Here is a 12,680-nt window from a genome sequence, read left to right on the forward strand (position 1 = left end):
CGTCGTGCGCCCGGCAGGATCGACCGGACAGGGCCTGGCTGCTCGCGGGTGCCAATCCGAGGAGCGGAGCGGACCGGAAGGCCATGCTCAACAAGTACGCGCGTGCCTTCTTCACACGTGTCCTCACCCCGTTCGCCGCGATGCTGCTGCGGTGGGGTGTCAGTCCGGACGCGGTCACGCTGATCGGTACGGCCGGGTCGGTGGCCGGCGCGCTGGTGTTCTTCCCGCGCGGGGAGTTCTTCTGGGGCGTGATCACCGTCACGCTGTTCATCTTCTCCGACCTGGTGGACGGCAACATGGCCCGCCAGGCGGGCCGCTCCAGCAAGTGGGGCGCGTTCCTGGACTCGACGCTGGACCGGGTCGCCGACGCGGCGATCTTCGGCGGTCTGGCGATGTGGTACGCCGGGGGCGGGAACAACGACCTGCTGTGCGCGGTGTCGGTCTTCTGCCTGGCCAGCGGCCAGGTGGTGTCGTACACCAAGGCGCGCGGCGAGTCGCTGGGCTTCCCGGTGAACGTCTCGGGCCTGGTGGAACGGGCCGAGCGGCTGGTGATCAGCCTGACCGCGGCCGGGTTCGCGGGCCTGCACAAGTTCGGGGTGCCGTACGTCGAGTGGCTGCTGCCGGTCGCCCTGTGGGCGGTCGCGGCGGGCAGCCTGGTGACGGTGGCGCAGCGGATGCTGACGGTGCGCCGGGAGTCGGCGGAGCTGGAGGCGGCGGCCGCCGCCGAGGGGGTCAAGTGAGGGAACGGTTGGTCGACGCCGCGTACGCGGCCGGGTGGGCGGGGCTCAAGCACCTGCCCGAGCCGGTGGCCCGCGGCCTGTTCGACACCATCGCCGACGTGGCGTGGCGGCGGCAGGGCAAGGGGGTGCGGCAGCTGGAGGCCAACCTGTCGCGGGTCCACCCGGACGCGGACGCGGTGCGGCTGCGGGAGCTGTCCCGGGCCGGGATGCGTTCGTACCTGCGGTACTGGCGGGAGTCGTTCCGGCTGCCGACCTGGAGCCGGGAGCGGATCGCCGGTGCCATAACGGTGAAGAACCTGGAGCAGCTGAACGAGGCGATGGCGGCCGGGCGGGGCGCGGTGCTGGCGCTGCCGCACATGGCGAACTGGGACCTGGCGGGGGCGTGGATCGCCTCGGCGGGCGGGTTCCCGTTCACCACGGTCGCGGAGCGGCTGAAGCCGGAGTCGCTGTTCGACCGGTTCGTGGCCTACCGGGAGAGCCTGGGGATGGAGGTGCTGGCGCTGACCGGCTCCCAGGTCTCGGTGGTGGGGACGCTGGCTCGGCGGCTGCGCGAGGGCAAGCTGGTGTGCCTGGTGGGCGACCGGGACCTCTCGGAGGCCGGGATCCAGGTGGACTTCTTCGGCGAGCCGACCCGGATGCCGGCCGGTCCGGCGGCGCTGGCCCAGCGGACGGGGGCGGCGCTGTTCCCGGTGTCGCTCTGGTACGACGGGGCGATGCTGCGGGCCGAGGTGCACCCCGAGGTGGTGCCGTCCGGCGAGGGCACCCGGCAGGAGCAGGCCGCGGCGATGACCCAGGCGATGGCGGACGTGTGGGCGGAGGCGATCCGCGAGCACTCGGTGGACTGGCACATGCTGCAGAAGCTGTGGCTGGCCGACCTGACGCCCCGTCGGGAGGCGTCGTGAGGATCGGCGTGGTGTGCCCGTACGACTGGGACGTGCCCGGCGGGGTGCAGTTCCACATCCGGGACCTGGCGGAGCACCTGATCCGGCTGGGGCACGAGGTGTCGGTGCTGGCCCCGGCGGAGGACGAGGAGGCGCTGCCGCCGTACGTGGTCTCGGCGGGGCGGGCGGTGGCGGTGCCGTACAACGGGTCGGTGGCGCGGCTGAGCTTCGGCATCCTGTCGGCGGCCCGGGTGCGGCGCTGGCTGCGCGAGGGCCGGTTCGACGTGCTGCACGTGCACGAGCCGAACTCGCCGTCGCTGTCGATGCTGGCGGCGTGGGCGGCGACCGGGCCGATGGTGGGGACGTTCCACACCTCGAACCCGCGCTCGCGGGCGATGATCGCGGCCTCGCCGATCCTGCAGCCGGGCCTGGAGAAGATGTCGGGCCGGATCGCGGTGTCCGAGTACGCCCGGCGCACCCTGGTCGAGCACCTGGGCGGGGACGCGGTGGTGATCCCGAACGGCGTGGACGTGCGGTTCTTCGCGGACGCCGAGCCGGAGCCGAAGTGGCAGGGCGGCGCGGCCGAGGGTGGCCCGGGGACGATCGGCTTCATCGGGCGGATCAACGAGCCGCGCAAGGGCCTGCCGACGCTGCTGGCCGCGCTGCCGCGGATCCTGGCCGAGCGCCCGGGCGTGCGGCTGCTGGTCGCGGGCAAGGGCGACGAGGAGGAGGCGGTGGCGGGCCTGGCGCCCGAGGTGCGGGCCCGGGTCGAGTTCCTCGGCATGGTCTCGGACCGGGACAAGGCCCGGCTGCTGCGCAGCGTGGACCTGTACGTGGCGCCGAACACCGGCGGCGAGTCCTTCGGCATCATCCTGGTCGAGGCGATGTCGGCGGGCGCCCCGGTGCTGGCCAGCGACCTGGACGCGTTCCGCCAGGTGCTGGACGGCGGCGCGGCCGGCGAGCTGTTCCCGGTGGAGGACGCGGACGCGCTGGCCGCCTCGGCGGTCAAGCTGCTGGGCAGCCCGGAGCGGCTGCTGGCGCTGCGCGAGGCGGCCTCCCGGCACGTGCGGCGCTTCGACTGGGAGACGGTCGGCGCCGAGGTGCTGTCGGTGTACGAGACGGTCACCCACGGGCGGCCCCCGGTGGCCGAGCTGGAACCGTCCGACCGGCGTCCGCGCCAGAGCCGATGACCCCGCACCGCCCCGAGAGGTAGCCCCGCATGCCGTTGATCACCGTCGACTACACCGACCGGCTCGCCGGTTCCTTCGACCGGCGCGGCTTCGGCCTGGCCCTGAACCGGCTGGCGGTGAAGCTGCTGGACGCCAAGCCGGAGAAGTGCAAGACCAGGTTCCGGCGCACCGAGGAGAACGTGGTCGGGGCGGACGCCGAGACCTTCGCGCTGGTCGCGGTCCGGGTCGAGGTCTTCCCGGGGCGCAGCGCGGAGGCCAAGGCGGCGCTGGCCGGGGCGGTGGTGGAGGCGCTGCCCGAGTACCTGGGGGCGGACGCCGGAGCGGTGCAGGTCGCCGTCCAGGTCGAGGAGTTGGACCACCTCGCCTACCGCTCGGCGGTCCTCGGGGGCTGAGCCGGTACCGTAGCGCCCCGTGGCTACCTGGATCTGGGCCGTTGCGGCCGTCGTACTGTTCGCCGTCTACCTGAGCTGGACGGCGGGCAGGCTCGACCGGCTGCACGCCCGGATCGACGCCGCCCGGGCCTCGCTGGACGCCCAGCTGCTGCGCCGCTCCTCGGTCGCGGTGGAGCTGGCCACCTCCTCGCTGCTGGACCCGGCCGCGTCGATCCTGCTGCTGGAGGCCGCGCACGCGGCCCGGCAGGCCGAGGACGAGCAGCGCGAGGTCGCGGAGAGCGAGCTGAGCCTGGCGCTGCGGGCGGTGCTGGACGAGCCGGCGCAGGTCGGCGCCCTGCGGGCGGCGCCGGGCGGCGAGGAGGCGGTGCGCGACCTGGTCGAGGCGGTGCGCCGGGTGCCGATGGCGCGGCGCTTCCACAACGACGCGGTGCGGGCGGCCCGGGCGGTGCGCGAGCACCGGCTGGTGCGCTACTTCCGCCTCGCGGGGCGGGCGCCGTTCCCGATGGCCTTCGAGATGGACGACGAGCCCCCGGTGGCCCTCACGCCCGAGGGCGCGCCCGCGTAGGCTGACAGCGTTTCCTGCCGAAACCGGGCCGCTGGCCTGATTGTCGTATGCCGGGGACGGCCCTGGACCATGTGGCGCATGGGTCGTGGGGTCGCCGGGCCTACGATGGATCGATAGCACCGGTTCATCCCTGAGTGAGGTCTTACGTGTCCACCACCCCCACTTCCGCTGAGCAGCCCCAGGTCGGCACCGCCCGGGTCAAGCGCGGCATGGCCGAGCAGCTCAAGGGCGGCGTGATCATGGACGTGGTCAACGCCGAGCAGGCGAAGATCGCCGAGGACGCCGGTGCGGTCGCGGTCATGGCGCTGGAGCGCGTTCCGGCCGACATCCGCAAGGACGGCGGCGTGGCCCGGATGTCCGACCCGAACATGATCGAGGAGATCATCGCCGCGGTCTCCATCCCGGTGATGGCCAAGTCCCGGATCGGCCACTTCGTCGAGGCCCAGGTGCTGCAGTCGCTCGGCGTCGACTACATCGACGAGTCCGAGGTGCTCACCCCGGCCGACGAGGTCAACCACTCCGACAAGTGGGCGTTCACCACCCCCTTCGTCTGCGGCGCCACCAACCTGGGCGAGGCGCTGCGCCGGATCGCCGAGGGCGCGGCCATGATCCGCTCCAAGGGCGAGGCCGGCACCGGCAACGTGGTGGAGGCCGTCCGCCACCTGCGCCAGATCAAGAACGAGATCGCCAAGCTGCGCGGCTTCGACAACAACGAGCTGTACGCGGCCGCCAAGGAGCTGCGCGCCCCGTACGAGCTGGTCCGCGAGGTCGCCGAGCTCGGCAAGCTGCCGGTCGTGCTGTTCTCGGCCGGCGGCGTGGCCACCCCGGCCGACGCCGCGCTGATGCGCCAGCTCGGCGCCGAGGGCGTGTTCGTCGGCTCCGGCATCTTCAAGTCGGGCGACCCGGCCAAGCGCGCCGCCGCCATCGTGAAGGCCACCACCTTCTTCGACGACCCGAAGATCATCGCGGACGCCTCCCGCAACCTGGGCGAGGCCATGGTCGGCATCAACTGCGACACCCTGCCGGAGACCGAGCGCTACGCCAACCGCGGCTGGTAAGTACCCACGCGTCCGGCCCGCCGTGCGAGTTCCCGGTACGGCGGGCCGCTGCGTGGCTCCCGGGCCCTGTAGTTCGAGAACGAAGAGGTAGTGAGACCGTGAGCACCCCCACCATCGGCGTCCTGGCCCTGCAGGGCGACGTCCGCGAGCACCTGGTGGCGCTGGCCGCCGCCGACGCGCTGGCCCGGCCGGTGCGCCGCCCCGAGGAGCTGGCCGAGGTCGACGCGCTGGTGATGCCCGGCGGCGAGTCCACCACCATCTCCAAGCTGGCGGTGCTGTTCGGCCTGATGGACCCGCTGCGCGAGCGGGTCGCGGCCGGCATGCCGGTGTACGGCACCTGCGCGGGCATGATCCTGCTGGCCGACAAGATCCTGGACGGCCGGGACGACCAGGAGGGCGTCGGCGGCATCGACATGACGGTGCGCCGCAACGCCTTCGGCCGGCAGAACGAGTCCTTCGAGACCGCGATCCCGTTCGCCGGCCTGGCCGGTGACCCGGTCACCGGCGTGTTCATCCGCGCCCCCTGGGTCGAGGCGGTCGGTGCGGGCGTCGAGGTGCTGGCCGAGGTGCCGGCCGCGGACGGCCCGGAGGCCCGGATCGTCGCGGTCCGCCAGGGCAACCTGCTGGCCACCTCCTTCCACCCGGAGCTGACCGGCGACCACCGCGTCCACGAGTACTTCGTCCGGATGGTCGAGGCCGCCGGGCGCTGAGCGCCCGGTGCGGCGCAGTGACCGTGTGCCACCTGACGGTGCGGCACCGGTAGGATCTCCCCTGTTCATTTCCCATTGGCGACGAAAAGGAGCTGGCGATGTCCGGCCACTCTAAGTGGGCTACCACCAAGCACAAGAAGGCCGCGATCGACGCCAAGCGCGGCAAGCTCTTCGCCAAGATGATCAAGAACATCGAGGTGGCGGCCCGCACCGGCGGCGGTGACCCCGCGGGCAACCCGACGCTCTACGACGCCATCCAGAAGGCCAAGAAGAGCTCCGTCCCGATCGACAACATCAACCGGGCCGTCAAGCGCGGCTCCGGTGCGGAGGCCGGCGGCGCCGACTACTCGACGATCATGTACGAGGGCTACGGCCCCAACGGCGTGGCCGTCCTGATCGAGTGCCTCACCGACAACCGCAACCGCGCCGCCTCCGACGTGCGCGTGGCGATGACCCGCAACGGCGGCAACATGGCCGACCCGGGCTCGGTGTCCTACCTGTTCAACCGCAAGGGCGTCGTGATCGTCCCCAAGGCCGACGGCGTGGACGAGGACAAGATCCTGGACGTCGTGCTGGACGCCGGCGCCGAGGAGGTCAACGACCTGGGCGAGGCCTTCGAGGTGATGTCCGAGGCCACCGACATGGTCGCGGTCCGCACCGCGCTGGTCGACGCGGGCATCGATTACGACTCCGCCGACGCCAACTTCGTCCCCAGCATGCAGGTCGAGCTGGACGCCGAGGGCGCCCGCAAGATCTTCAAGCTGATCGACGCGCTGGAGGACAGCGACGACGTGCAGAACGTCTTCGCCAACTTCGACGTCTCCGACGAGATCATGGCCGAGCTGGACGCCTGAGTCCGGCCGTTCCCCGCCCGGTGGCCCGCTGGTGGCCGCCGGGCGGAGGCGTGTCCGGGGCCGCCTGTCGGTGGCCGGGAGTAACCTGCGCAGGTCGGAGAGAGGTGGGGCCGTGCGAGTGCTGGGTGTGGACCCTGGGCTGACCAGGTGCGGCGTCGGCGTGGTCGAAGGGCTGCCCGGGCGGCAGTTGACGATGCTCGGCGTCGGCGTGGTGCGGACCCCGCCGGAGGACGAGATCGGCCCCCGGCTGCTGGCCATCGAACAGGGCCTGGAGTCCTGGCTCGACCGGTACCGGCCCGAACTCGTCGCGGTGGAGCGGGTGTTCGCCCAGCACAACGTCCGCACCGTGATGGGCACCGCGCAGGCCTCGGCGGTCGCCGTGCTCTGCGCGACCAGGCGCGGCATCCCCGTCACGCTGCACACCCCCAGCGAGGTCAAGGCCGCCGTCACCGGCTCCGGCCGGGCCGACAAGGCGCAGGTCACCGCCATGGTCACCCGGCTGCTGCGGCTCGACGCCCCGCCCAAGCCCGCCGACGCCGCGGACGCCCTCGCCCTGGCCATCTGCCACATCTGGCGCGGCGGCAGCACCAACCGCCTGACCGCGGCGATCAAGGCCCACGGCGCGGGCGGGAGTTCCTGGCACGGCGGCGCACCCGGGCGGAATCAGGGGCGCGGGGAACTGCGCGAAGCGGGAGACGCCCAGCAGCAGGATCCGCCCGAGCAGCAGGCAGCCCCACCCAGGGCGGCGTACGGCAGGGCGCCGGGCCGCTCGCGCAGTTCCCCGCGCCCCTGACGGGGCACCCGGCAGCACCGCAGTTCGACGTCCAACCACCGAAGGGAAAGAACGACGCCATGATCGCCTTTGTGCAGGGGCCGGTTGCGGTGGTGGGGGCCGGGGTGGCCGTGGTGGAGGTCGGGGGGGTGGGGATGGCGGTGCAGTGCACGCCGACCACGCTGGCGACGCTGCGGGTGGGGGAGGTGGCCCGGCTGGCGACCTCGCTGGTGGTCCGGGAGGACTCGCTGACGCTGTTCGGGTTCGTGGACGACGACGAGCGGGCGACGTTCGAGGTGCTGCAGGCGGCGCCGGGGGTGGGGCCGAAGCTGGCCCAGGCGATCCTGGGGGTGCACTCGCCGGAGGCGCTGCGGGCGGCGGTGGCGGGCGGCGACGAGAAGGCGCTGATCGCGGTGCCCGGCATCGGCAAGGCGAAGGCGGCGAAGCTGCTGCTGGAGTACAAGGACAAGCTCGGTGCCCCGCACGGCACCGTCCCGGCGCAGAAGCCGGTGGCGTCCGGCCCGGCGCCCTGGCACGAGCAGCTGCACTCCGCGCTGGTGGGCCTGGGCTACGCTCCGCGGGAGGCGGAGGAGGCGGTGGCCCGGGTGACGCCGGAGGCCGAGGCGCAGCCGGTGCCGGACGTCGGCGCGCTGCTGCGGCTGGCCCTGCGGGGGCTGAACCGGGCCCGCTGAGGCCCGCCGGGATCCCCCGGAAACACGATGAAGCAATGTGACGATCCGTCACCAAGTCGACAAAGGGGAGCAGTCTTCCGATGAGCCCGTACGAGTCCGAGCCCGTTGACCGCCTGGTGACGGCGTCCGCCGACGGCGAGGACCAGGCGGTGGAGGCGGCGCTGCGCCCCAAGCTGCTGGAGGAGTTCATCGGGCAGGAGCGGGTGCGCGAGCAGCTCTCGCTGGTGCTGCAGGCGGCCCGCAAGCGCGGGGCGGCGCCGGACCACGTGCTGCTCAGCGGCCCGCCCGGGCTGGGCAAGACCACCCTGTCGATGATCATCGCGGCGGAGCTGAACGCCCCGATCCGGATCACCTCCGGCCCGGCGATCCAGCACGCGGGCGACCTGGCGGCGATCCTGTCCTCGCTGACCGAGGGCGAGGTGCTGTTCCTCGACGAGATCCACCGGATGTCCCGGCCCGCCGAGGAGATGCTGTACCTGGCGATGGAGGACTTCCGGGTCGACGTGATCGTCGGCAAGGGCCCGGGCGCCACCGCCATCCCGCTGGAGCTGCCGCCGTTCACGCTGGTCGGCGCGACCACCCGGGCGGGCCTGCTGCCGCCGCCGCTGCGCGACCGGTTCGGGTTCACCGGGCACATGGAGTTCTACGTGCCGGCCGAGCTGGAGCGGGTGGTGCACCGTTCGGCGGGCCTGCTGGACGTGGAGATCGACCCGGCGGGCGCGGCCGAGATCGCCGGCCGCTCGCGCGGCACGCCGCGGATCGCCAACCGGCTGTTGCGCCGGGTGAGGGATTTCGCGCAGGTCCGGCACGACGGCCTGGTGACCCGGGAGATCGCCGCGCGGGCGCTGGAGGTCTACGAGGTCGACGCGCGCGGTCTGGACCGGCTGGACCGGGCGGTGCTGGAGGCGCTGCTGAAGCTGTTCGGCGGCGGCCCGGTGGGCCTGTCCACGCTGGCGGTGGCGGTGGGCGAGGAGGCGGAGACGGTCGAGGAGGTGGCTGAACCTTTCCTCGTCCGGGAGGGCCTGCTGGCGCGCACCCCGCGCGGGCGGGTCGCCACCGCGGCGGCCTGGCAGCACCTGGGGCTGACCCCGCCGCAGGCGGCGCGGGCGTCGGGCGGGGCGCGGGGCGGGCAGCAGAACGGGCTGTGGGCCGACGGCCAGGGGCAGGGCCAGGGATAACTCCGCTGCCTTATCGGGAGTTTATGTGCATGCCAAGGCTCGCCACTTTCGGCGGCACACTGGCATGCTTGGCGTTGTCCGTTCAGTGCGGGTCGCCTAGACTCCGCCGGACCGCCCCAGTCACCCGACGGGCCGACGTATACGCACTGGCCGCCGCACCGGCGGCCTACAAAGGACCCTGGCTGTGCAATTCATCATCTTCCTCCTCCCGCTCCTCGCCATCTTCCTGATGATGCGCTCGCAGAAGAAGCGTCAGGCCCAGATGCAGAGCATGCAGACCGCGCTCCAGCCGGGGTCCGGTGTTCGCACCATCGGCGGAATGTACGCGCTGGTCAAGGCGGTCAACGACGAGACGGTCGAGCTGGAGGTCGCCCCCGGTGTGGTGGCCCACTACACCAAGGGCGCGATCGCGGCCGTCCTGGAGCCGCTGGAGTACGACGCGATCATCAACGGCCGCCCCGCCGAGGACGAGTCCGACGAGGCCGTCGAGGCCCTCGACGCGGCTGCCGACGAGAAGCCGCTGAGCCTGTCCAAGGACGAGGCGAAGGACGAGGCGAAGGTCGACGCCGAGGCTCCCGAGAGCAAGTAGTACGGTCGGGGTCACCCTCGACCAGCGGCATCCGCCGCAAGCCCAACAGGACCTCTTGGGCCGTCGTGCGTCCGCCGCCTTCCGCCCCCGCCCGCGCGGGGCCGGGGGCCGGCCGCCGGGCGGCATGGACAGGGAGAAACGAGCAAGGTGGCAACACCCAAGTCGCGGTCGCGCGACGGATACCCGGGACGGGCGCTGGCGCTCATCCTGGTGGTCACCGTCGGCCTTGTGGCCCTCATGTTCGGGACGGGCAACACCAAGCCCCGTCTCGGTATCGACCTCGCCGGTGGCACCAGCGTCACGCTGACCGCAAAGTCGGACGATCCCTCCGCGATCAACAAGACCAATCTGAACACCGCGGTCGGCATCATCCAGAAGCGCGTCAACGGCATGGGTGTCTCCGAGGCGGAGGTGCAGACCCAGGGCAATGCCAACATCATCGTCAACATTCCCGACGGTGGTAACACGCAGCAGTCCATCGACAAGGTCGGTGACACCGCCAAGCTCTACTTCCGCCCGGTGCTGGCCGCCGAGCCGTCCGGTGCGGCCGCCCAGCAGCCCACCCCGTCCGGCTCCCCGGACGCCGCGGCCTCGACCGCCCCGAGCGCGGGCGCCTCCGCCTCCGCGGGCGCCTCCACCTCGGCCTCCGCCCCGGCCTCCGCGTCCGCGTCCGCCAGCAAGGCGGGCCGCGCGCTGTCCGGCGCGCTGCAGGCCGACCCGACGGCCTCCGCGAGCGCCGGCGCCTCGGCCCAGCCGAGCACCGCCGCCTCCGCGCCCGCCACCGCCCCGAGCGCCGCGCCCACCCCGGACGCCGCGACCGCCGCGCTGCAGCAGAAGTACGCCGCCCTGGACTGCACGGTCAAGGAGCAGCGGATCAACTACCAGACCAACGACCCGACCGCGCCGGCCCTGGCCTGCTCGTACGACGCGGAGCAGGGCCTCTGGTACAAGTTCGTGCTCGGCGGCGTCGCGGTGAACGGCTCGGACGTCACCAAGGCCCAGGCCGTGTACGACACCCAGACCGGCAAGGGCTGGATGGTCGACCTGTCGTTCAACGACACCGGCTCCAAGGCCTTCGCCTCCACCACCGGCCAGCTGGCCACCCAGTCCACCCCGGCCAACCAGTTCGCCATCGTGCTGGACGGCCAGGTCGTCTCCCACCCGTACGTGCAGGAGTCGATCACCGGCGGCAGCGCCGTGATCAACGGCACCTTCACCTCGGACGAGGCCAAGTCGCTGGCGAACGTGCTGAGCTACGGCGCGCTCCCGCTGGACTTCGTCAAGAGCGACGTCACCACCGTCTCCCCGCAGCTCGGCTCCGAGCAGCTGAAGGCCGGCCTGATCGCCGGTCTGATCGGCATGGTGCTGGTGGTCGCGTACTCGCTGGTCTACTACCGCGGCCTGGGCCTGATCTCGATCGCCGGCCTGGTCGTCTCGGCGGTCCTGACCTGGTCGATCATGAGCCTGCTGGGCGCGGGCATCGGCTTCGCGCTGAACCTGCCCGCGGTCTGCGGCGCGATCGTGGCGATCGGCATCACCGCGGACTCCTTCATCGTGTACTTCGAACGGATCCGGGACGAGGTCCGCGAGGGCGCCCAGCTGCGGGCCGCCGTGCAGCGGGCCTGGCCGCGGGCCCGGCGCACCATCCTGGTGTCGGACTTCGTCTCCTTCCTGTGTGCCGCGGTGCTGTACCTGGTGTCGGTCGGCAAGGTCCAGGGCTTCGCCTTCACGCTGGGCCTGACCACCCTGCTCGACGTCGTGGTGATCTTCCTGTTCACCAAGCCGCTGATCAGCCTGCTCGCCCGCACGAAGTTCTTCGCCGGCGGCCACCCGATGTCCGGCCTGGACCCGAAGCGGCTCGGCGCCCGTCCGCCGATCCGCGGCTCCCGCCGCCGTTCCACCACCACCCAGGAGGTCTGACCCATGTCGCTCCGCAACATCGGTCACCGCCTCTACCAGGGCGAGGTCTCCTTCGACTTCGTCGGCAAGCGGAAGATCTGGTACTCGATCTCGGCGGTGATCGTCCTGGTGGCCGCCGTCGGCCTGGCCATGGGCCTGCACCTGGGCATCGAGTTCAAGGGCGGCTCGGTCTACACCGTGCACAAGCCCGGTCTCTCGGCCTCCCAGGCGAAGGAGACCGCCGACAAGATCATCGGCTCCAACACCGCGCTGGTGCAGACCACGGACAAGGGTGACGTCCGGGTCCAGGTCAGCGCCCAGGAGTCGATCCCGGCGGCGACCTTCACCAAGGAGTTCTCGCAGGCGGTCGGCGTCCAGGAGCAGGACATCAACGCCCAGGTGATCGGCCCCTCCTGGGGTGCCGACATCTCCAAGAAGGCGCTGACCGGTCTGATCGTCTTCATGGTGCTGGTCACCGTCTACATGGCGATCGCCTTCGAGTGGCGGATGGCGGTGGCCGCCCTGGTCGCCCTGATCCACGACCTCCTGATCACCATCGGCGTCTACGCCCTGGTCGGCTTCGAGGTCACCCCGGGCACCGTGATCGGCTTCCTGACCATCCTCGGCTACTCGCTCTACGACACGGTCGTCGTCTTCGACACCGTGAAGGAGAACACCCGGGGCATCACCAAGCAGTCCCGCCGGACCTACAGCGAGGCCGCCAACCACGGCCTCAACCAGACCCTGGTGCGTTCCATCAACACCACGGTGGTGGCCCTGCTGCCGGTCTCCGCGCTGCTGTTCATCGGCGGCGGCCTGCTCGGCGCCGGCACCCTGAACGACATCTCGCTGGCCCTGTTCATCGGCCTCGCGGCCGGTGCCTACTCCTCCATCTGCGTGGCCACCCCGCTGCTCGCGCAGCTCAAGGAGCAGGCCCCGGACATGAAGGCGCTGGCCAAGCGGGTCGCCCAGCGGCGCGCCTCGGAGGCCAAGGCCGCGGCCGAGGGCCGGGGCCGGGACGCCGAGGGTGAGGAGTTCGACGGCGGGGAGGACGACGGCGACGAGGTCCCGGCCGGTATGGTCGGACAGCGTAACCAGCCGACCAGCCGCTCCCGAGGCAAGGGACGGCCGTCCGGCAAGCGCTGACCCTCCGCGAAGGA

13 protein-coding genes and 1 pseudogene are annotated in these 12,680 nt (G+C 72.2%); all 14 read left to right on the forward strand.

The window, feature by feature from the left end; translation table 11 throughout:
• The first annotated feature begins 83 nt into the window (after positions 1 to 83).
• Complete coding sequence (pgsA, locus tag IH44_RS0110120; protein WP_030459114.1) at positions 84 to 740, forward strand: phosphatidylinositol phosphate synthase; 657 nt, start codon at positions 84 to 86, stop codon at positions 738 to 740.
• Positions 737 to 1,642 (forward strand): phosphatidylinositol mannoside acyltransferase, encoded by a 906-nt coding sequence (locus IH44_RS0110125; protein ID WP_030459115.1) that lies wholly within the window; start codon positions 737 to 739, stop codon positions 1,640 to 1,642. The genes pgsA and IH44_RS0110125 overlap by 4 nt, the downstream gene beginning before the upstream one ends.
• Complete coding sequence (locus tag IH44_RS0110130; protein WP_030459116.1) at positions 1,639 to 2,811, forward strand: glycosyltransferase family 4 protein; 1,173 nt, start codon at positions 1,639 to 1,641, stop codon at positions 2,809 to 2,811. The genes IH44_RS0110125 and IH44_RS0110130 overlap by 4 nt, the downstream gene beginning before the upstream one ends.
• A gap of 29 nt (positions 2,812 to 2,840) precedes the next feature.
• Complete coding sequence (locus tag IH44_RS0110135) at positions 2,841 to 3,203, forward strand: tautomerase family protein (RefSeq protein WP_030459117.1); 363 nt, start codon at positions 2,841 to 2,843, stop codon at positions 3,201 to 3,203.
• A 19-nt stretch (positions 3,204 to 3,222) separates the two neighbouring features.
• Positions 3,223 to 3,768 (forward strand): hypothetical protein, encoded by a 546-nt coding sequence (locus tag IH44_RS0110140; RefSeq protein ID WP_030459118.1) that lies wholly within the window; start codon positions 3,223 to 3,225, stop codon positions 3,766 to 3,768.
• Between the two features lie 146 nt (positions 3,769 to 3,914).
• Positions 3,915 to 4,826 (forward strand): pyridoxal 5'-phosphate synthase lyase subunit PdxS, encoded by a 912-nt coding sequence (gene pdxS / locus IH44_RS0110145; protein ID WP_030459119.1) that lies wholly within the window; start codon positions 3,915 to 3,917, stop codon positions 4,824 to 4,826.
• 98 nt (positions 4,827 to 4,924) lie between these two features.
• Positions 4,925 to 5,536 (forward strand): pyridoxal 5'-phosphate synthase glutaminase subunit PdxT, encoded by a 612-nt coding sequence (gene pdxT, locus IH44_RS0110150; protein ID WP_030459120.1) that lies wholly within the window; start codon positions 4,925 to 4,927, stop codon positions 5,534 to 5,536.
• A 98-nt stretch (positions 5,537 to 5,634) separates the two neighbouring features.
• Positions 5,635 to 6,390, forward strand: coding sequence for a YebC/PmpR family DNA-binding transcriptional regulator (locus IH44_RS0110155; RefSeq protein ID WP_030459121.1), 756 nt, complete (start codon positions 5,635 to 5,637; stop codon positions 6,388 to 6,390).
• Positions 6,391 to 6,502: 112 nt separating this feature from the next.
• Positions 6,503 to 7,021, forward strand: a pseudogene (ruvC, locus tag IH44_RS0110160) (crossover junction endodeoxyribonuclease RuvC); the annotation flags it as partial.
• A gap of 221 nt (positions 7,022 to 7,242) precedes the next feature.
• Positions 7,243 to 7,854 (forward strand): Holliday junction branch migration protein RuvA, encoded by a 612-nt coding sequence (gene ruvA, locus IH44_RS0110165; RefSeq protein WP_030459123.1) that lies wholly within the window; start codon positions 7,243 to 7,245, stop codon positions 7,852 to 7,854.
• Positions 7,855 to 7,934: 80 nt separating this feature from the next.
• The gene (gene ruvB, locus IH44_RS0110170; RefSeq protein WP_030459124.1) at positions 7,935 to 9,032 is read left to right on the forward strand and encodes a Holliday junction branch migration DNA helicase RuvB; all 1,098 of its coding nucleotides are present in this window, start codon (positions 7,935 to 7,937) and stop codon (positions 9,030 to 9,032) included.
• A 184-nt stretch (positions 9,033 to 9,216) separates the two neighbouring features.
• Positions 9,217 to 9,621: a preprotein translocase subunit YajC gene (gene yajC, locus IH44_RS40830; RefSeq protein ID WP_107066505.1), complete on the forward strand. Its 405-nt coding sequence runs from the start codon at positions 9,217 to 9,219 to the stop codon at positions 9,619 to 9,621.
• A gap of 147 nt (positions 9,622 to 9,768) precedes the next feature.
• Positions 9,769 to 11,541 (forward strand): protein translocase subunit SecD, encoded by a 1,773-nt coding sequence (gene secD, locus IH44_RS0110180; protein ID WP_030459126.1) that lies wholly within the window; start codon positions 9,769 to 9,771, stop codon positions 11,539 to 11,541.
• Between the two features lie 3 nt (positions 11,542 to 11,544).
• The gene (secF, locus tag IH44_RS0110185; RefSeq protein WP_030459127.1) at positions 11,545 to 12,666 is read left to right on the forward strand and encodes a protein translocase subunit SecF; all 1,122 of its coding nucleotides are present in this window, start codon (positions 11,545 to 11,547) and stop codon (positions 12,664 to 12,666) included.
• The last annotated feature ends 14 nt before the right edge of the window (positions 12,667 to 12,680 follow it).

Origin of the sequence: Kitasatospora sp. NRRL B-11411 (assembly GCF_000721345.1) — a bacterium.
GTDB lineage: Bacteria > Actinomycetota > Actinomycetes > Streptomycetales > Streptomycetaceae > Kitasatospora > Kitasatospora cineracea.

Coding starts and splice junctions, on each gene's coding strand:
- ruvA (WP_030459123.1), top strand. CDS start 7,243: ATGATCGCCTTTGTGCAGGGGCCGGTTGCGGTGGTGGGGGCCGGGGTG.
- IH44_RS0110155 (WP_030459121.1), top strand. CDS start 5,635: ATGTCCGGCCACTCTAAGTGGGCTACCACCAAGCACAAGAAGGCCGCG.
- secF (WP_030459127.1), top strand. CDS start 11,545: ATGTCGCTCCGCAACATCGGTCACCGCCTCTACCAGGGCGAGGTCTCC.
- ruvB (WP_030459124.1), top strand. CDS start 7,935: ATGAGCCCGTACGAGTCCGAGCCCGTTGACCGCCTGGTGACGGCGTCC.
- IH44_RS0110135 (WP_030459117.1), top strand. CDS start 2,841: ATGCCGTTGATCACCGTCGACTACACCGACCGGCTCGCCGGTTCCTTC.
- pgsA (WP_030459114.1), top strand. CDS start 84: ATGCTCAACAAGTACGCGCGTGCCTTCTTCACACGTGTCCTCACCCCG.